This is a genomic window from Bradyrhizobium sp. (genome assembly GCF_049581145.1).
GTDB lineage: Bacteria > Pseudomonadota > Alphaproteobacteria > Rhizobiales > Xanthobacteraceae > Bradyrhizobium.
In genome coordinates, this window is the sequence record NZ_JBAURI010000046.1 from 1 (window position 1) to 18,485 (window position 18,485).

Genomic DNA, 18,485 nt, shown 5'->3' on the forward strand with positions numbered 1-18,485 from the left:
CGGTCAACCTGCTGCTCGGTGACGAGATCTATTACAAGGGCGCGACCCCGTTGACCACGAGCGCGATTGATACCATCGAAAAGGTCAAGTCAGGGATCGAGGCGGCGTATTCGAAGACCACCGCGAATGCCAAGGCCGGCGTCAGCAGCACTGTCGCGGTTCAGGAAATCATGGCCGGCGTCGCAGCCGTGTTCGGCTTGCTGGTCGCCTTCCTCATCGCCCGCGGCATTACCGGCCCGCTCGCGGAGCTGGTGCATGACGCCGTCCGGCTATCCGGCGGCGACACCACGGCAGCGTTCAGGACTGCGCAGCGCGCCGACGAAATCGGCGAGGTATCGGGTGCGGTCGCGAAATTCCGCGACAACGTCATCGCCCAGCAGGAGGCCGCCAAGAACTTCGCCGGCGAAGTCGAGGCCCGCGAGGAGCTCAACCGGGGCATGGAAATCGTGGTCGACGGGTTCCGTCAAACCGCCGACGAATTGCTGGCGACCGTCGGCGAAAATGCCGGGGTCATGAAACAGACCGCAGAGGCCCTTGCCAGGATTTCCGGCGATGCGACCAAGCAGGCGGCCGCCGCCGCAACAGCTTCCGAGCAGACCGCCACCAACGTGCAGACCGTCGCGTCGGCCGCCGAACAGCTCACCAGTTCGATCCAGGAGATCGGCCGTCAGATCGAATTGTCGAATTCGACCGTCCGTTCCGCGGGGGCCGTCACCGCGCGCTCCGAAACCGAAATCGAAGGTCTCGCCAGGGCGGCGCAAAGCATTTCGTCAGTGGTGGATTTGATCCAGGCAATCGCCGCACAGACCAACCTGCTCGCGCTCAACGCGACCATCGAAGCCGCGCGCGCCGGTGAGGCCGGACGTGGATTTGCAGTGGTTGCGCAAGAGGTCAAGTCGCTCGCCGAGCAGACCGCGAAAGCCACCCAGGAGATTGCCCAGCATGTCACGGGCATCCAGGCCTCCACCGAAACGGCCGTAGCCTCCGTCAAGGAAGTCGGGGTCGCCATGCGTCAGATCGACCAGGTGACCACCGCCATAGCCAGCGCGGTCGAACAGCAGGGTGCGGCGACTCGCGAAATCTCTCAAAACGTGCAGATGGCCGCTTCCGGCACCCAAACATTGTCGTCGAGCATCTCAACGGTGAACAGCGCGATCGAGCAGACAAACCGTTCCGCCGACAGGGTGCTGGACGCGTCAGGCAAAGTCGCCACCGCCGCAACCACTCTCGCCCAACAGGTCCAGGCGTTCTTCATCAAGCTGCGCAATGGTCCGATGGAGCGCCGCAAGGAGGCCGATCCGACCTTCAGGGGCCCGGAGCGGCGGGGCAAGTACGATCAGCTTCAATCGGGCCCAGCCCAGGGCCGTTTCGTCGCGTGAATGGCGGCGCCTCCCGGCGCGATCACTCTCCTGCGGCGGCTGTCGGCTGAAGATTTGAAGGCGGGAGGTTCATCGGCACCGTCGGCAACGATCCCCAAGACCTGCCGCGTGTCGCATCATTCGTCGGCGTGACAACTTGCGCAGGTGTCCGCGTCCGCGCCGCGAAAGCCGGGCATGGACGATCCCATGACGCATGGCCGTACAATTACGGTCCGCAAAATTAACGGTCGGCAATCCGGCCCGTGAAACAATGTCATGATGGAATCGCGAGGCATTTCGCGATGCGGACGCCGGAGCTCGCAGGGCCGAGATCCGGCGACGGCGCTTCATCAGGCCGGACCGATTTCGAACTGGTGGTGTCGGTTAACGAGGGGACTTCTTGATGCAGGCGCGACCGATATCTTCAGCATCGCCGCTTCGCCGACAAAGAAACCTCCGGCTGGTCCCAAGGATCATGCTGCTATCGGCGTTCGGGATTCTCTTGCTGGGCGTGTGCCTGACCGCCGTGGCCTGGTACGTGCTTCAGGCCGGTGCAACCAAGGCCGCGCTGGAGCGCGTTGACACCAACATGCGGGTCGCGTGGGACGTGGTTCGCGCCAATGGCGGTCATTTCACCAGCGTCGACGGCAAACTGCTGGTCGATGGTCGCGTCCTCAACGACGACGTTGCCACGGTGGACAAGGTCAAGAGTCTGGTCGGTGGCACTTGCACCGTTTTTCTCGATGATCTGAGAATCGCCACCAATGTCAGGAAACCCGACGGCACGCGGGCAGTGGGAACCAGGCTGGCGCGGAGTGCGGCCTACGAAGCGGTCATCGACCGCAAGACTCCATTTCGCGGCGAGGTCGAGATCCTGGGCGCGCTCTACATGACCGCCTATGATCCGATCCTGGATGCGAACGGCAAGGTGCTCGGCGTTCTCTATGTCGGAATCAGCAAGGCCGAATTTCTCGAGAGCGCCAACAGCACGCTTTCGATCATCATCTATTCGACGCTTGGCGCGATCCTGCTGGCGATGGCCGTCAGCTATGTTGCGGCACGTTCGCTGATCCGGCCCCTGAAACTGCTGACCGGCGCCATGCACGAACTCGCCGAGGGCAATTTTCAGCTGGTACTGCCCGGCCTTCACCGCGGTGACGAAGTCGGCGAGGTAGCGCAGGCAGTCGAGGCGTTCAAGGTCAAGGCCGCCGACAAGGCTCGCGACGAGGCGACCCTGGAAGAAGAGCGGCAGCGAATTGCCGAACGGAACAAGGGGCAGGCCCTGCAGGAGATGGCGCAAACCGTCGAGCGTGAAAGCAGCGCCGCCGTGGGTGAAGTCGCGGCCGGCACCGATCGCATGGCCGGCAACGCGGTGCGAATGACCGACGGCGCACTTTCGCTTGGAAGAAACAGCAGCAGCGTTGCAGCGGCGGCGGCGGAAGCCCTTGCCAGCACCCAGACCGTCGCCAAGGCCTCCTCGCAATTGACCGCCTCGATCGCCGAAATTGCCTCCCAGATGGAGTCATCGAGGACGCTGACCCTGGAAGCCGTCACCGCGTCGAGCCAGGCGCAGGCCACCATCGCCAAATTGTCCGAGGCCGCCGGCAAGGTCGGCGCGGTTACCAGCCTGATCAATGAAATCGCGGGCCAGACCAACCTGTTGGCCCTCAACGCGACGATCGAAGCCGCCCGCGCCGGCGAGGCCGGACGGGGCTTTGCGGTGGTCGCGGCCGAGGTCAAGTCGCTGGCCGAGCAGACCGCGAAAGCAACCAGCGAAATCGCCCAGCAGGTCACCGAAATCCAGGAGGCGACGCAAGCCTCCGTTGCCTCGATCGTCGGCATTGCCGAGGTCATTCGCAAGGTCGAGTCGGTGTCGTCGTCGGTTGCCGCTGCGATCGAAAAGCAGAGCGCGTTCACCGTCGAGATCTCGCGCACCGTCGAGGAAACCTCGAAAGCGGCCCGCGAGGTCGCAGCTCAGATCGGATCGGTTTCCGACGAGGCCATCGAGACCGGCCGGCGCGCATCGGAAATCCGCGACGGTTCGGTCGAGATCGCCGGCAAGGTCGCCGATCTTCGCGCCACGCTGGTGCGGCTGATCCGGACCTCGACGAGCGACGTCGACCGCCGCATTTCCTCCCGCGTCGATCTCCGTTGCCCGGGCTTGCTGAAGATCGAGGGAAGATCCGCCCGAGTGATCATTCGCGAGCTCTCGCTCGCAGGCGCCATGCTCGATGAAGCCCTGCCGGATGCCTCCGTCGACACGCCCATTGCGTTGCTGGTCGACGGCATCGCGACGGAGTTGACCGGTTTTGTCGCGCGCAAGAGTGAAACCGCTACGCTGCTCCGATTCGAATTGTCGGACGAAGCCGCCAGGGCCGTCAGGGAGCTGGTGTCGACCCGTCAAGCCGCTTGATCGAGTTGATTCATGTCGCAGCTTTGGTTGCGGTCTTTGATTTCGGTGTCGATCCGGCGGCAGATTTTGTGCGAATGCGCATGGTGTCGCCTTTTTGATCGATTTCGAACGAATTCGTCTTTCGCACCAGATCGCTCAACTTGCGAAAACCGAATGTTCGCGGATCGAAGTCGGACGCCAGGTTGGCGAGCTGCTTTCCGACTTCTCCCAGGGATACCCAGCCGTCTTCACTTTCGATCTGGGTGATGACCTTCATGATGATGGGCGTGGCCGCGCCTGGGGGTTGAAGCGATTTTGCAGTCGAGGCGGCGTCCTGATTGCTCGCCGCGCCGGCCAGCAGGTTCTCGGTGTACACGAACCTGCGGCAGGCCTGGCGGAAGCTCTCCGGGGTCTTCTGCTCGCCGAACCCGAAAACATCGACGCCTTGCTCGCGGATGCGGGCGGCAAGCCGGGTAAAGTCGCTATCCGAGGACACCAGACAGAAGCCGTCGAACCGGCCGCTATGGAGCAGGTCCATCGCATCGATGACCAGCGTGATGTCGGATGCGTTCTTGCCGGTGGTGTAGGCGAACTGCTGCTGGGGTATGATGGCATGTTTCGATAGCGTATCGGCCCAGGCCCTGGAGCGCGGACTGGAGAAGTCGCCGTAGATGCGGCGAACGCTCGCCTCCCCGATCTTGGCGATCTCCTCGAACAGCCCATCCACGATCTTCGCGGACGCATTGTCCGCATCAATGAGAACGGCAAGACGCGGCGAGCGGAGTTCAGAAGGCATGATAGATCTCCCAGACGGACGGTGATCTAGCAGAAATTCCGCGAGTCGGCGATGATGGTGGCTGCGCCGGCCGTGAGATGGCCGCCTAGTTGAACGGTTCGCCGGTTTCGCAGCTGGGAGCTCAGGATGAGGTCCGAGTGCCCAAAAACGATTGGTTTCATGAACTCGTCGAGTCCGGGCGGCCCGCGCCTTGTGTGGACTCGGCGGGCTTCAATCCATCATCTATCCATTGCCCAGCGTGCTGGTCTCCGATTCGCGGTCAAGGGCCGGGGCACTGATTCCCGATTGACACTCTCGCCGGCGAGGCGATGGCGGAACGGAAGGTGCGCGGTGTCGCGGTTGCCGTCGTGCAGAACGCAGCGGCCGCATGCGGTCGCATCTCGTCGTGCGCGGCCACACTCGTCGTGCTATGCTTCACCGATTTCGTCCAGTCATCGGACTGCGGACACATCGGCCCGGCGACTGGTCTTCCCAACAAGGCAATCGCAGCGTGGCGCCATCGCCAATTAGTCCCGAAACGGAAGAGCGAATTGAGCTTCTTTTCCCGCCCGACGAACACAAGTTCGTCCGCGCAATCCTGCTCGAGCAATGCGGAAACAATCTACCGCTTTCGCAAAATATCGACGAGGTAGCGCTGGAGCGGCTCAGGTTTGCAGCGCTGAAGTTGAGCGAAGGGACATTGGACAAGCTTGACCACGCGATCGCGCTCGCAAAGAGCGACTGGCGAGATCTGCTGACGGCCGCGGGCTTCGGGCGCGACGTCAACGCGCATTGGGCGTGGTTGCCTGAGCGCAAATATCTTCGTCAAAGGAGCCACGAATGAACATTCGGAGCGCTACGCCGGATGACGTCGCGACACTGGCGGCGATCGACCTGGCGGCGAAACGCGCGGCGATGCCGACGATTGCATGGCCGCGCAGCGAAGCGGAGCTGCGCTGGTATATCGGCCGGCGGTTGCTGCCGACAGGTGGTGTTGTGGTGGCGGAGGTCGCGGGCGAGGTGGTCGGATATATGGCCACCGAGCCGGGGTGGATCGAGCAGTTGTATCTGCGGCAGGACGTCTGGCGCCAGGGCATCGGCTCGGCGTTGATGGCGCGCGCGAAGGCGGAGCACCCGGGCGGGTTGCGGCTGTATTGCTTCGAGGTGAACGCGCGGGGGCGGGCGTTCTATGAGCGGCATGGCTTTGTGGTGGAGGCCCTGCGCGATGGCAGCAAGAACGAAGAGGGAGCGCCGGATATCCTCTACGTCTGGAAGTAATACGGCATCCCGCGAAGCATGACTCTTCCATGCTTCTCCATGCTTTCGCCGGTTGTCGAAGCTGACGATCTAGGTTTCTCGCCAGGTTTCTCGTTTTGTTCGCGATGCCGGACCGATGTGGATCGCTATTCCTTCATCGCAGGCGTAACCGCCGCTTTGCCTGGCGCATAAGCAATCCGGTCCTACAGGCCGTTTCGCGCTGCCCGCGCAACTGCATCCCGCCATCGGGATGGACCAGCGCATGTTGCATCCGTAACAAAAATGCGCCGGCTTGAAATAATAGCGCAACGTCGATCGGGGAGATATTGCAACCCGACGCTTCCGCAACATGGCCGAAGCCGCCGGAGGCGATTGAACGGCGAGCGGTTCCTTGCGGCGCGCAAACGTCAGGCCTCCTCAAGACCTCCCGAGGCAGGCGCGCTGCGCGGCAGTAAACGGAATCACATGTTGAAGCATATTTTGGTGGTTGATGACGACGAAAAGCTGCGCGCGCTCATCGTCGACTATCTGTCGCAGCATGATTTCAGGGTGACCGGTGTGGGCAATAGCGGGCAGCTGGCACAGGTCCTCTCAACCGACGCCGCCGATCTGATCATCGTCGACCGCAACCTCGGATGCGAGGACGGCCTCGAAATCGTCCGGTCGCTTGCGGGAACTTCGGACGCGCCGATCATCATCATCAGCGGCGACCGCCTGGAGGAAGCGGACAAGGTTGTCGGTCTCGAACTGGGAGCCTGCGATTATATTACCAAGCCCTTCAGCCTGCATGAATTTCTCGCCCGGATTCGGGCGGCGCTGCGCAAAACGCCGCAGTTGCAGCCCAAGCAGGACCGTCGGTGCTATTCGTTCGAAGCCTGGATGCTGGATCTCAGGCGGCGGCAACTGCTGCACGATTCGAAGCAAGAGATAAAGCTCACCGCGGCCGAGCTCAATCTGCTGCTCGTCTTTCTGCGTGAGCCACGCCAGATTCTGTCGCGGGAACGGTTGTTGTCGGCGACTTGCGTTCGTGACGACGAGAAAACCGATCGCAGCATCGATATCCTGATCCTGCGGCTGCGCCGCAAGCTGGAAAGCGATCCGTCACAGCCGCGGCTGATCCGGACCGAGCGCGGCGCGGGCTACGTCTTCGACGCCGAGGTCTCGGTCGAGAACCTTGCCGAGACCGTGCCGTGATGGTCACGCCAGGCGAAATCCGGCGAGGGGCCGCGCCACCGTGGCGGGGTTGGTCTGCGTCGGCCTCGCCGCCGCCGCGACACCATACGACGACGTCGCCCATCGAGACGCTGACCGGATATCGCAATGGACACAAGCTCGCAGCATCGTCGCCGCAGGAACGGCCGCGACCTTCGCGTCTTCCTGTTGCCGTTCCTCGGTGCGACTCTCCTGGCGGTCCTTGCGGCTGGGCACGGGCCATCGAGAGAGACGCATGAGGCGATTCTGACCGCGCTGCAGACGATCGACATCAATCACGCCTCGCTCCAGCGCGACGTCTTGCGGGCAAGCGCCGGTCTGGTTCGAAACGACGACCCCCAGGTCGAACCCCTCGTCAATCTCCATGGAGCCGTGACGAGGCTGCGCGAGCTGTTCTCGCAGAGCGACGTGGGCTGCGACAAAGGCCTCGAGAAGCTGCTGGCCAAGGTATCCGAATCGATCGACCGCGACGAAGCCCTGGTCAAGGAGTTCAAGACGCGCAATGCGCTGCTGCAAAATTCTCTTGCCGTCTTCAGCCGGATTCTCAGTGAATTGCATGACAATCCCGATCCGGAGGTGCAGCGAGCGCTGATGTCCGCGAACGATCTGGGCAACCTGATGATGCGTTTCGCCGCGGCGCCGGCCGACGACCTGGCGCAACGAATTCGCCTCCAGCTCGACTCCGTGCTGAAGCCGGACGCCGTACCTGTTCCGGGCTTCGCGACGCTCGCGATCCATGGCCGCCTGATCCTGGCCACGCTTCCGCAGGTCGACGAGACCGTCGCGCTGCTGCAGGCGTCCGAGACGTCGGCTCGCGCGCAGGACCTGCAGCGGAAATACCTCGATGCGTTCGCCAGGACCAGTATGCGTGCCGGATGGAGACGAAGCTTTCTCGAAGCGATCTCGGTCGTTCTCTGCGGATATATCGTGCTCCTGGTCTACCGTCTTCGCGCCCAGACCCGACGACTGACGCAGCGGCTCGACTTCGAGGCCACCATCAGCGTGGTCAAGGCCGGCTTTGACGGCGAACCGGCGGATTTTTCCCGCGCGATGGAGGCGGCGCTGGCGCTTCTCGCGCAGTTCTTCGAGGCGGCGCGCTATCGGTTCACGATCCTCGACATCGAGACCGGCGCCACAGAGCAGCAATTCGGCTCGCCGGACGACGCACCGTTCGGATTGATGGTACGGGAGTTTTCGGCATATCTGCTGAGTGAGGCCAGGCGCCGCGAGCCGTCGGGTCAGCGTTTCTACTACCGAAACCTGCAGCGTCAGGGAGAGCAGGCCTTCACGGGAAACGCGACCAGCGCAGGGGCGGCGATCGCAGCCGAGATCAACGACCGCGCGGCGGCGCTTTTGATCTTCGAACATTGCGAGGCCCGCATGAAGCCCGGCAGCGACGAAATTCTGCTGCTGCGCGGCGCGATCGAAATCGTGACGCAATGCGTCGAAACCCATCGAAGCCGACGCGAAAGAGAGCAGCTCGAAGCCCGCCTCGAACATTCCCAGCGGCTGGAAGCAGTCGGGACGCTGGCCGGCGGCATTGCACATGAATTCAATAACGTGCTGGGCGCGATGCTGGGCTACGGAGAAATGGCGCTTCAGCTCCTGCGCAAGCCATCGCAGGCACGCCATTATGTCGAGCAGATGGTTTCGAGCAGCGAACGTGCAAGACACGTCATCAATCAGATCTTGACGTTCAGCCGCAAACGCGAGCGCGTCAGCAGGCCGTTGGACATTGTCGAAGCGGTCGCCGACATCGTTCCCCTGCTCCGCATGTCGCTTTCTCATGACTTCGAGTTGATCGCGGATCTGTCGGAGAAGCCGCTGCCGGTCCTCGGCAACCCGATTGAAATCCAGCAGATCGTCATGAATCTATGCAAGAACGCCGCGCAGGCTTCGGCCGAAACGCGAAGCGTCGAGATCGTCCTCCGTGCGGTCGAGACCCGGACCAGGACCGCTCTGTCGCATGGCGAACTGGTTCCGGGCCACTACGCGCGTCTCAGCGTTTCCGATAGCGGCAGCGGCATTCCCGGGAATGTGCTTCCCCACATCTTCGAGCCGTTCTTCACCACCAAGTCCAGTCTCGGTGGAACCGGTCTCGGCCTCGCCGCGGTCCATGGCAATCTGACCGGCATGAACGGGAAGATCCATGTCGAAAGCCAACTCGATGTCGGGACGCGCTTCGATCTGTATTTTCCGATCTCTGTCGAACCGCCGATCCCGCTTCGCCAGTTCTTCGACGAGCGGTCGGTACCACTGGGAAACGGGCAGACGGTGATCATCCTGGAGCGGGAGTCGACGCTGCGGCTGATGTACGAGGAAAAAATCGCGGCGCTGGGCTATGAGCCGATCGGCTTCGCGAGCCTGGACCCGCTGCTGAACTGGCTCGATGCCGAAGCCAACATCGCGGACCTGATCATCATGGATGTCGTATCGGCCGCAGCCTCGGGGCATTTGAAGATCGACGGCTCGATCCAGGCGGCGCCGATCCTTCTCATTGCGGATTATACCAGCAGCACGTCGATTGACGAACACGCCCTGCGAACACTGGGAGCGTTGCGCAAACCGGTCAGCTCGGTCAGCCTGGCCAGCGCGATGTTCAACAAGGTCAACAATACGCCACCGGCATCATCCCGCGAGGCGCTGGCCGGCATCTCGTGTTCCTCCGCCAAGTAGGTGTCAAAGTAGCTGTCAAACAGCTGGCGCGCGGGCCTTGTTACAACGGTAACGCAATTTCTCGCGACTGACATCGGGATGCCATCGCCGAAGAGTCATCGTTGCGGGACAGGCGGCCTGCCTGTTCTGCCGACGCTTCCGATTGCATGGGATTTGCATGGTTCAGCTCGACCTTCGACGGCGGCGTTTCTCTTGACCGTGCATCACGCCGGGATGAGGGAGCATCCGATGGCATTCGCCGACGCCCGCATGCTTGCCTTGGCGGCGCTCGGCGGGGCAATGGAATTCTACGACTTCGTCATCTTCATATTTCTCGCCACGACGATCGGAAAGCTGTTTTTCCCGCCCGACATGGCGGGCTGGCTGGTGCGGACGCAGACCTTCGGGATCTTCGCGGCGGGATATCTGATGCGGCCGCTGGGTGGCATCGTGATGGCGCATTTCGGCGACCTTTTTGGACGCAAGCACATCTTCGCCTTCTCCATCCTGCTGATGGCGCTGGCGACGCTCGGCGTCGCCTGCCTGCCGGTCTATGCCTCGATCGGAGCCGCGGCGCCGCTCCTGCTGGTCATCACGCGCATGTTCCAGGGCGCTGCGATCGGTGGCGAGATTCCCGGCGCCTGGACCTTCGTGGCCGAGCACGTTCCGCGACGCCGCGTCGGCCTCGCATGCGGCTTGATATGCTCGGGTTTGACCCTCGGCATTCTGCTCGGCTCGGCGATCGCGGCGATCGCCAATATCGTTTTCAGCCCGGACGAGCTGCTCGCCTATGGCTGGCGGATTCCGTTTCTCATCGGCGGCATATTCGGGATCATCGGGGTCTATCTGCGCCGCTGGCTGGATGAGACGCCTGTGTTCGTGAAGATGCGCAGGACCCGGCTGCTGGTGGCGGAACTGCCGCTGCGAGTCATCATTCGCAGCCACTTGCGCGGCGTCATCCTGTCCGTCCTGTTCACCTGGATATTGTCCGCCGGCATCCTGATGACGACGCTGATGACGCCGACCTTCCTGCAGACCCTCTACGGCTACACGGCGCAGCAATCGCTGCTCGCGACCTGCTTCGGCACGGTGTTCCTGATCATCGGGACGGCGCTCTCCGGCGCAATTGTCGATCGCGTTCGTGTCGGATGGTTTTTCATCGTCGGTGGCGCGATCTTCGGCGTCGCGACTTTCGCCTTCTACAGCCATGCGGGCCTGTCGCTGATCCACCTTTTCGTGCTGGACGCGGTGATGAGTCTTGCCGTGTCGATCGTCGGTGTGGTTCCGTACCTGATGGTGCGCTGCTTTCCGGCAAATGTGCGCTTCACCGGCGTGTCTTTCTCCTTCAATCTGTCCTATGCGATTTTCGGCGGACTGACGCCGATCGGCATCGCGACCTTGTTGCCGCTCAATCCAATGTCCCACGCCTATTATCTGCTGTTCATGGCGGCCCTCTGCGTGATTCTCGGCGTCTACCTGCAGGTCAATCAGGATAGCCTCTTGTCGGACGTCGGCGTCGAGGAAATCGACGCCATCGCGCCGGATTTTCATGTGGGGTGGATCGTCGTCGGCGACTCCGGCGATCAAACAGGGCCTCAAACAGGGCCAAGGGCGAACGCGCTGCCTTGATCACCGCGACCGCGCTGGTTCACGGTCTGACCGTCGTTACCCGTAAGGTCGCGGACGTCCGGCCGGCCGCCGCGATTCATCGCAACCTTCTGAGCCAATCCTGCGTCGCCCTGCCGGAGGGTGTGCCGAGCACGGCGCGGATCTTGCGCGCGAGTTCGACCTTGCGATAGGGCTTATGGATCAGCGCGACGCCGGGATCGATCCGGCCGTGGCTCGCCATCGCGTCCTTCGTGTATCCGGATGTATACAGCACCTTGACACCCGGGCGCAGCCGCAGGATCTCGTCGGCGAGCGCTGGACCGTTGAGTCCGCTGCCGAGGATCACATCGGTGAACAGCAGGTCGAATGCGCGGCCGGCGGCGATCATCTCGAGAGCCTCGCGCGCCGAGGCAGCCGCGAGCACCGCATAGCCCAGGCTTTCCAGCTGCGTGACGACGTATTGACGGACCAATGCGTCGTCCTCGACCACCAGAATGGTCTCCTCGCCGCCCTCGGCGGCGGCGACCGGCCGCTCGATCGGTGCGACGGACTCGCTGCTGCGCGGCAGGTACAGCTTGAAAGTCGTGCCGTGGCCTTCCTCGCTGTCAATCTTGATGTAGCCGTCCGATTGCTTGACAAAGCCGTAGACCATGCTGAGCCCAAGTCCGGTTCCTTGTCCGACATCCTTGGTCGTGAAGAACGGCTCGAACACCCGATCGCGAATGTCCGCCGGGATTCCTATTCCGGTGTCGGTCACGGCGATCATCACATAGGAACGGGGCCGGACCCCCTCCGCCTGGATCGCGGCAAAAGACGCATCGAGCGTCACGTTACCGGTCTCCAGGATGAGCTTGCCGCCGCCCGGCATGGCATCGCGGGCGTTGACCGCCAGGTTGATCAGCGCGGTGCCGAGCTGTGTCGGATCGATCATCGCCGGCCAGGCATCTTCCTCGAGCGTCATCCTGATCTCGACGCTCTCGCCGAGAGTTGGACGAAGCAGCTTGGCGGTGTCGAGGACCAACCGGTTCACGTCGGTCGACTGCGGCTGCAGCGGCTGCTTGCGGGCGAAAGCGAGCAGCTGCTGAATGAGCTCGGCGCCACGCCCCGCTGCGTCGTCGATCATCCGGGCGATCGTCACAAGCTGCGGCGAATGAGCGACCGCGTCGGCGAGGATCTCGATGGTCCCGGTGATGACGGTAAGGATGTTGTTGAAGTCATGAGCGACGCCGCCGGTGAGGTGACCGATCGCATCGAGCTTCTGGGACTGGCGCAGCTGTTGCTCCAGCGCGATGCGTTCCGTCATGTCGCGGCCGATGAAGAAATAGCGTTGCTCCAGCTTGAGCCACGCCCCGCTCAAGGTGAGCGGGACGGTGCGGCCGTCCCGGTGCACATAGCGGCAGTCGAAGTTTCGCGTGGCGCGGCCTTGGCGTATCGCCCGCATTTCCTCGCGGGCCCGCTCGACGTCGCCGGGATGCAGCAGCGCGGCACCTTTGCGGCCGATGATCTCCTCCGGACGATAACCGAGGATCGCCTCGGCGCTCGGGCTGATTTCGATCACGGTGCCCTCGCGGTCGACGATCAGGATGAGGTCGAGCGAGCTCGCAAACAGCCGCCGGCGCTCGACGATCTCGCTCTCCAGCGACGCGGTTTTTTCACGCACCTCGGCAGCCATGCGATCAAAGGCACGGGCCAGTGCGCCGATCTCGCCGCTGGACCGGACCGGCAGGCTCAGCGGCTCGCCGCGCCCGAAGCTGTCGATCGCCGCCGTCATCTGGGTGAGACGCCGGGTCAAGGAGCGCGCCAGCACGATCGCCAGCAGGACGGCGCCGATCGCTGCCACCAGGGCCGCGGCCACGGTGGAGTTGCGCACGGTGGTCAAGGTCGTGGCGAGATCCGCGTAGGGCACCGCCTCGACGACGAATAGCTGGGGTCCTTCGGCAAGCCGCGCACCGGCCGAGGCCACGCCGAACTCCGCACCGCCATGATCCTCGACGACCTGCGGTGCCGCCTTGCCACCAGCCAGCATGCCGCCCAGCGTGGGAAAATCGTCCTGCAGGCGCGACGGCGCGCCGAGCTGGAAGCCGAACTCGCGAGCCGGATCGGGATGGACCAGATAGTCGCCGTCGCTGTCGACGATGTAAACTGCGCTGCCGGCTCGGGCGTTCTCGCGCACACGCGCGAATGGCCCGCGCAGGTCGACATCTATGGCCACAATTCCGAATGGCCGCCCGTCCGGCCCCACGACCGGAGTCGACGCGGTAACGATCGGCACACGCGGCGTGTCGATCGCTGCCTGCTCCCGATCGAGCTCGACCGGTGAGATATCGACCTCGCCGGCGCGCAGCCGCATGGCGCGCTGGAAGTAATCACGGTCGCCCCTGGGCTGGAGCTCGGCTTCGGGCGCGACCCGCACGGCGTTCGCTGGGCCCATGCGATCGGCCCGCGCGATCTCCCGGCCACCGTCGCTGGCACCGATCAGGCGGATCCGACGGTAAGCCGGATTGGCGGCCAGTCGGGCGGCGAATCTTTCGCTCAGCGCGCCGCGCCATTGGGCCAGCGTCGTGACACCGAAGGGATCTGCGCCGCCGCCTCGCGTCGCGCGACTGACGCCTTCGACGGCGACGGCTGCCGCTTTCGGAATCTCGAGCACATCGCGTCGCAATCCGCTCACAGAGGCCTCCAGATCGGCGGCAAGCAGACCGGCATGGATGTCGAGGCGATCGAGCGCGTGCGGAATCTCGACCATGGACACATTATGATAGGTGAGCGCGCCAGTGGCGACCACGGTCAGCACGATCAGGGCGACCATCCCCGCGGTCAAACGCGCCGACAACCCCATGCCCGGCTCCGTCCTGGCGCTCCGCGGCTCAATCGGAGCCTGCTGCAGATCAGTACCGCTTGGACCCCGCCGGGAGCACCGCGACGACTGGCTCCGACCGCGCCTGCAATCGAGGGCGCGAGCGATCAGGCCGGGCGACGGCACTACGTAAACGTGTAACAGCTTCCCGCCACCTAGTCAAAACCGCCAGTCAGCGAGCTGGCCGCGCTGCTCTTGAATCGGCGACGAAAACGTTGAGCTTTGCTGGATCAGGCAGCGCAGACGGTAAAGCCGCACCGGATTGGTGGCGATGGGCATCCTCTACAAATTGGGAAGAGCCGCCATCGAGCGGGCCGTATTGTCGGTGCATTGCACGCATCGCAGCCAGAATGCGGAGCCATGCGCTCCGTCATCGGGAGGAGCCCTTGCGGCGAAGCAATCTACCTTGCTTTTGCGCGGCGCGATGAATCGCTTCGCTGCGCTCGCAAAGGCGGTGGGTCTCACGAGCGGTGGTCATTATCCGGCGCGCCAAGGTCGAGCATGAAGTTCGGGCGTGAAGTGCGAGCGCGACTACGGTGATGCTCCATCTGCGAGCTACCTGCTGAATCGTTGCACGAGAACGTTCAATCGAACCGCGGCGCCTGCAGCCGGGATCCGGTCGGATTGCGCAAGGACGACCATGCCGTGCAGCGCGCTCCACAGCACTTCGGCCAGAAACTCCGGCTGTTGCCGATCCGGCCCGAGTGCGGCGACCAGCTCGGCGAAGGCGGCACGGAGCGCTGTCGGCGTCTCCTCGCTGGCGAATTTGATCTTGGTCGGCAGGACGAGCATCGCCTCGTACACAACCGGGTGCGACCGGGCAAAATCGAGATAGGCGGCACAGACGTTGCGCAAGACGTCCGCAGCGCCGGCGACGTTCGTCGTTTCCATTCGCAGTCGCGCCGCAAGCTCCTCGAATCCGCGCGTGGCCACGGCGGCCATGATGTCGGCCTTGCCCCTGAAGTGGCTGTAGAGAACCGGCTGGCTGTAGTCGATCAGCCCCGCCAGACGGCGGGTGGTGACGGCGTCCCAGCCCTCGGCTTCGGCCAGTTCGCGCGCCGCAGCCAGGATCAGCTCGTAGCGCTCCGCACGCTGGCGCTCTCTGCGTTCCGCGATCGACATTCAAAAATCCTATCGATGCTTGAAATCGTGTCAATGCTAGATTCCGTTTGACATCTATTCTAGCAATGCTAGATTTTCTGCAAATGACAGGAGTCCACCATGGTTCTCACCGGATATTTGCTCTCCAGCCTGATCGCGGTCGGGATTTTATTCATCGGGTCGCGCTTTCTATGGGATCCCGCCGGCGCGGCACGCGGCTTCGGGATCCCCAATCCTCCACCGCTGTCGACCGGCTTTATCGGATGGCTGGCCGTGAAGGGCCTGAGAGACATCGTGTCCGGCCTGTTTGTCGTCCTGCTCATGGTGAGCGGACCGCCGCGCCTGCTCGGCGAATTCATGCTTGTGGCGAGCCTGATCCCGATGGGCGACGCGGCGATCGTGCTTCGATCGGGCGGCAGCCGGACAGCCGCCCTCGGCATTCACGGCCTGACGGCCCTGGTCATCATCGCAACCGGCGCAAGCCTTATCGGCGCAGCCAATTGACGGGAGCGAAGCATGACGATCCCTGAGATACCCGCAGCGGACGCGATGGCGTGGCTACTGGCCATTGCATTGGCCGGCGCCGGCTTCACAGCACACCTACGGCGGGGTTCGACTTCTCATGCGTCATCGGCTTCGGCTCTCGCCTCTCGCGTTCCCGATCGGGCCTTGATGTGGTCCCTTGGGAACGACGTGTCCGTCGGCCAAACGTGAGAGCTCTCCCTTCCCGGCTGGCGGTCAATCAATCTCGATTTGGATCGACGCCCCACGACCAGGACCTGTGGACGGCTTGAAAATCAGGTGCGCGAAAAGTCAATTTCGCCAGCCGCTTCAACCTGATTCCCTGTCCAGCCCTACGGTGAAAAATATTCTTCTTTCGTTTTTTCAGAAATTGCTGTTACCTATCCGCATCCCGTGCCCGGTCAAGAGGGGCGCTTCGCGATCGTCACGAACGTTGGGCGCGGGATGCGGTGGACGGATCAGGGTTGCAGCGCGCATTCGCGAGCGGACGAACAAGCCTGATACGGACGGCGAAATCGTGTGGTCCCGACGCTCCAAGGCACAGGCGTCAAGTCGGCGGAAGCAATTTCGAAGGCGACGGTGGCAAAAAAGCATGGTCACCGAGGAGAGCGCGTATAAGCCGTAAACCTTCGCGTGCGGGGATGCCGGGTGATTCCGGTGCGACCGCTGTGAATACTCGTGTGCATAATTCACTACCCTACAGCGCACACGAGGCTGCGGGTGCATCGGGCGCCCGGCATCCCCCACGCCCTCTATCTTCGAGGGCGGACCTGACGACAGCTCGGACGCTTTCAGCGCCGCGAGAACGCGGAGCTGTGGGCTCCGTCATGGCGAGGAGCCCTTGCGACGAAGTAACCCGTGCTTTCTCTCTTTGCGGCGCGATGCATTGCTTCACTTCAACGGCCGCGCATACGCGGGACCGTTGGCTGGCAATGACGGTGGAGAGAGCTCTTTGAGAATTGAAATCGTGTTCGCACGCGGTTTCGGATGCACGGTCAACCAGCGCCTGCTCACCCGGCGTCTGTCACTTCCCGTAATCCTCGCGCATCTTCGCCTGGATCTTGGCCATGCCTGCGATCCAGCGATCGTAATTCTCGGTCTTCCTGCGCATGTAGCCGAGCACTTGCGGGTGCGGCAGGATCAAAAACGTCTCCTGCGCAAGGCCGGCCAAGGCGTCCTGCGCCACCTGCTCCGGCGTCAGGTCGCCGTCGCCGGATTGCGGTCCTTTCGGGATCGCACGCAGCATGTTGGTGTCGACGCCCTGCGGGCAGAGGATCGACACCTTGATGCCGTCAGCCTTGTGCGAGATCGCGAGATTTTCGGCAAACCCGACCGCGGCGTGCTTGGTGGTCGAATAGGCCGGGCTGCCGACCTGCGACAGCAGTCCGGCCGCGGAGATCGTGTTGAGGAAATAGCCGCCGCCGCGCGCCTTCATGCGCGGAATCAAATGCCGCGCGGCATAGATGTGGGCCATCACGTGGATGGCCCAGCTCCGGGCGAACGGCTCGTCCGAAGAGCCACCCGCATTCACCGACAACGGATCGAAGCCGCCGCCGATGCCGGCATTGGAGCAGAACAGCGCGATCGGACCGAACTGCCGCTCGGTCTCCTCGATGACATGCAGAATGTGCTTTTCCTGCGCGACATCGCACTGGAACGCCGCGCCGTCGACCGCAGCGGCCACGGCGCGCGCCGCCGCGCTATCGAGATCGGCGACCACCACCTTGGCCGCGCCCGCGCGATGAAAGGCTTCGCACAGCGCCTTCCCGATGCCGTTGGCGCCGCCGGTGACCACCACGACCTTGCCGGTCACCTGCATCGCGACGCTCCTTTGATGAGAGCCTCAGGCCAAAACCAGATCGAGCACGGCGGTGTAATGGCAGGCCGCGCCCAACAGCACGAAACAATGCCAGATCACGTTCTGGAAGCGCAGGCGCCGCCAGGAATGAAAGATCACGCCCAGGCTGTAGAGCGCCCCGCCGGCGAGCACCAGCCACAGCGCCATCCTGGGCAGCACCGTCAGCCCGGAATCATACAGCATCATGCCGCTCCAGCCCAGCGCCAGATAGAGCCCGATCGCGAGGCGGTCGAAGCGGCCCGGCCATCCAAGCTTGAGCACGATGCCGACGGTCGCGACGCACCAGACGCCGATCAGCAGCGCGAGCGCGATCGCGCTGTCGCGCATCTCCATGATGAAGGGCGTATAGGTCGCCGCGATCAGCACATAGATCGCGGAATGGTCGAAGCGGCGCAGCACCCATTTGGTCCTCGAGACCGGCCACAGATTGTAGCTCGCCGAGAACACCAGCATCGACAGCAGCCCCGCGACATAGACCGAGACAGCGAAAATATCGAGCCCGCTGGCATAGACCGCCGTGAGCACGACCAGCACGGTCGCAGCGATCAGGCCGGACAGGATGCCGATGGCATGAACCACGCCGTCGGCAATCAGCTCGACCCGGTCGTAGTTCCAGCGCACCGCGCCGGTCGCGGCATGAATCGTGGTCGAGGCGAGTTGCTTCAGTCTGAAGATCGTCATGGGCTACCTTAAGGGCTCACTGCGCTCGGATAGGACATAGGTCACGCAGGGTCAACGATGCGTTCACGGCTCCCGTCACTTCGCCGAAAAATGGCGTCCGAAATATGAAGCTTGATTCTGAACCACCAATCGCCACTTTCCAAGTCTGTCTGTGCAAAGTCTGTTCCTGCAAAGCCTGTTCCCGCTGATTGTTCCGATCCGGTCCATGA

Annotated in this window: 12 protein-coding genes and 1 pseudogene; 8 read left to right on the plus strand and 5 right to left on the minus strand. The window is 63.3% G+C overall.

Features of this window, described 5'->3' with window-relative positions; all coding sequences use genetic code 11:
* Together WCB02_RS01370 and WCB02_RS01375 are read left to right on the plus strand one after the other, a co-directional pair.
* The coding region (locus tag WCB02_RS01370) for a methyl-accepting chemotaxis protein (RefSeq protein WP_423955518.1) at positions 1–1,379 on the plus strand (1,379 nt) is incomplete at its 5' end.
* Positions 1,380–1,833: 454 nt separating this feature from the next.
* A complete protein-coding gene (locus WCB02_RS01375; RefSeq protein ID WP_423955520.1) occupies positions 1,834–3,771 on the plus strand; it encodes a cache domain-containing protein in 1,938 nt (645 codons plus the stop codon).
* Between the two features lie 10 nt (positions 3,772–3,781).
* Here WCB02_RS01375 and WCB02_RS01380 read toward each other — a convergent pair whose 3' ends face one another.
* Positions 3,782–4,546, minus strand: coding sequence for an NYN domain-containing protein (locus WCB02_RS01380; RefSeq protein ID WP_423955523.1), 765 nt, complete (start codon positions 4,544–4,546; stop codon positions 3,782–3,784).
* A 367-nt stretch (positions 4,547–4,913) separates the two neighbouring features.
* Here WCB02_RS01380 and WCB02_RS01385 point away from each other — a divergent pair, with 367 nt between their 5' ends.
* The 5 genes and pseudogenes from WCB02_RS01385 to WCB02_RS01405 all read left to right on the plus strand — a co-directional run.
* The gene (locus WCB02_RS01385; RefSeq protein ID WP_423955525.1) at positions 4,914–5,369 is read left to right on the plus strand and encodes a hypothetical protein; all 456 of its coding nucleotides are present in this window, start codon (positions 4,914–4,916) and stop codon (positions 5,367–5,369) included.
* The gene (locus WCB02_RS01390) at positions 5,366–5,803 is read left to right on the plus strand and encodes a GNAT family N-acetyltransferase (RefSeq protein ID WP_423955527.1); all 438 of its coding nucleotides are present in this window, start codon (positions 5,366–5,368) and stop codon (positions 5,801–5,803) included. The genes WCB02_RS01385 and WCB02_RS01390 overlap by 4 nt, the downstream gene beginning before the upstream one ends.
* A 447-nt stretch (positions 5,804–6,250) precedes the next feature.
* Positions 6,251–6,976, plus strand: a complete 726-nt coding sequence (locus WCB02_RS01395) for a winged helix-turn-helix domain-containing protein (protein WP_423955529.1) — start codon at positions 6,251–6,253, stop codon at positions 6,974–6,976.
* Between the two features lie 126 nt (positions 6,977–7,102).
* Positions 7,103–9,670, plus strand: coding sequence for a two-component system VirA-like sensor kinase (locus WCB02_RS01400; RefSeq protein ID WP_423955531.1), 2,568 nt, complete (start codon positions 7,103–7,105; stop codon positions 9,668–9,670).
* A 213-nt stretch (positions 9,671–9,883) separates the two neighbouring features.
* A pseudogene (locus WCB02_RS01405) lies at positions 9,884–11,176 on the plus strand (MFS transporter); the annotation flags it as partial.
* Between the two features lie 178 nt (positions 11,177–11,354).
* On the opposite strand, the gene WCB02_RS01410 reads toward WCB02_RS01405, so the two are convergent.
* Both WCB02_RS01410 and WCB02_RS01415 read right to left on the minus strand, forming a co-directional pair.
* Positions 11,355–14,096 carry an ATP-binding protein gene (locus tag WCB02_RS01410; protein ID WP_423955534.1) on the minus strand — a complete coding sequence of 914 codons (2,742 nt, stop codon included), beginning with the start codon at positions 14,094–14,096 and terminating at the stop codon, positions 11,355–11,357.
* Positions 14,097–14,669: 573 nt separating this feature from the next.
* Positions 14,670–15,236, minus strand: a complete 567-nt coding sequence (locus WCB02_RS01415) for a TetR/AcrR family transcriptional regulator (RefSeq protein ID WP_423955536.1) — start codon at positions 15,234–15,236, stop codon at positions 14,670–14,672.
* 99 nt (positions 15,237–15,335) lie between these two features.
* On the opposite strand from WCB02_RS01415, the gene WCB02_RS01420 reads away from it, so the two are divergent.
* Positions 15,336–15,719 (plus strand): DUF4267 domain-containing protein, encoded by a 384-nt coding sequence (locus WCB02_RS01420; RefSeq protein WP_423955538.1) that lies wholly within the window; start codon positions 15,336–15,338, stop codon positions 15,717–15,719.
* 1,042 nt (positions 15,720–16,761) lie between these two features.
* Here WCB02_RS01420 and WCB02_RS01425 read toward each other — a convergent pair.
* Both WCB02_RS01425 and trhA read right to left on the minus strand, forming a co-directional pair.
* A complete protein-coding gene (locus tag WCB02_RS01425) occupies positions 16,762–17,556 on the minus strand; it encodes an SDR family NAD(P)-dependent oxidoreductase (RefSeq protein ID WP_423955540.1) in 795 nt (264 codons plus the stop codon).
* A 24-nt stretch (positions 17,557–17,580) separates the two neighbouring features.
* A complete protein-coding gene (trhA, locus tag WCB02_RS01430) occupies positions 17,581–18,276 on the minus strand; it encodes a PAQR family membrane homeostasis protein TrhA (protein ID WP_423955542.1) in 696 nt (231 codons plus the stop codon).
* Between the last annotated feature and the right edge of the window lie 209 nt (positions 18,277–18,485).

Excerpts from the sequence above, each read along its gene's own strand:
- WCB02_RS01390 (WP_423955527.1), top strand. The coding sequence starts at position 5,366 with ATGAACATTCGGAGCGCTACGCCGGATGACGTCGCGACACTGGCGGCG.
- WCB02_RS01410 (WP_423955534.1), bottom strand. The coding sequence starts at position 14,096 with ATGGGGTTGTCGGCGCGTTTGACCGCGGGGATGGTCGCCCTGATCGTG.
- WCB02_RS01385 (WP_423955525.1), top strand. The coding sequence starts at position 4,914 with ATGCGGTCGCATCTCGTCGTGCGCGGCCACACTCGTCGTGCTATGCTT.
- WCB02_RS01420 (WP_423955538.1), top strand. The coding sequence starts at position 15,336 with ATGGTTCTCACCGGATATTTGCTCTCCAGCCTGATCGCGGTCGGGATT.
- trhA (WP_423955542.1), bottom strand. The coding sequence starts at position 18,276 with ATGACGATCTTCAGACTGAAGCAACTCGCCTCGACCACGATTCATGCC.
- WCB02_RS01400 (WP_423955531.1), top strand. The coding sequence starts at position 7,103 with ATGGACACAAGCTCGCAGCATCGTCGCCGCAGGAACGGCCGCGACCTT.
- WCB02_RS01375 (WP_423955520.1), top strand. The coding sequence starts at position 1,834 with ATGCTGCTATCGGCGTTCGGGATTCTCTTGCTGGGCGTGTGCCTGACC.
- WCB02_RS01415 (WP_423955536.1), bottom strand. The coding sequence starts at position 15,236 with ATGTCGATCGCGGAACGCAGAGAGCGCCAGCGTGCGGAGCGCTACGAG.
- WCB02_RS01380 (WP_423955523.1), bottom strand. The coding sequence starts at position 4,546 with ATGCCTTCTGAACTCCGCTCGCCGCGTCTTGCCGTTCTCATTGATGCG.
- WCB02_RS01425 (WP_423955540.1), bottom strand. The coding sequence starts at position 17,556 with ATGCAGGTGACCGGCAAGGTCGTGGTGGTCACCGGCGGCGCCAACGGC.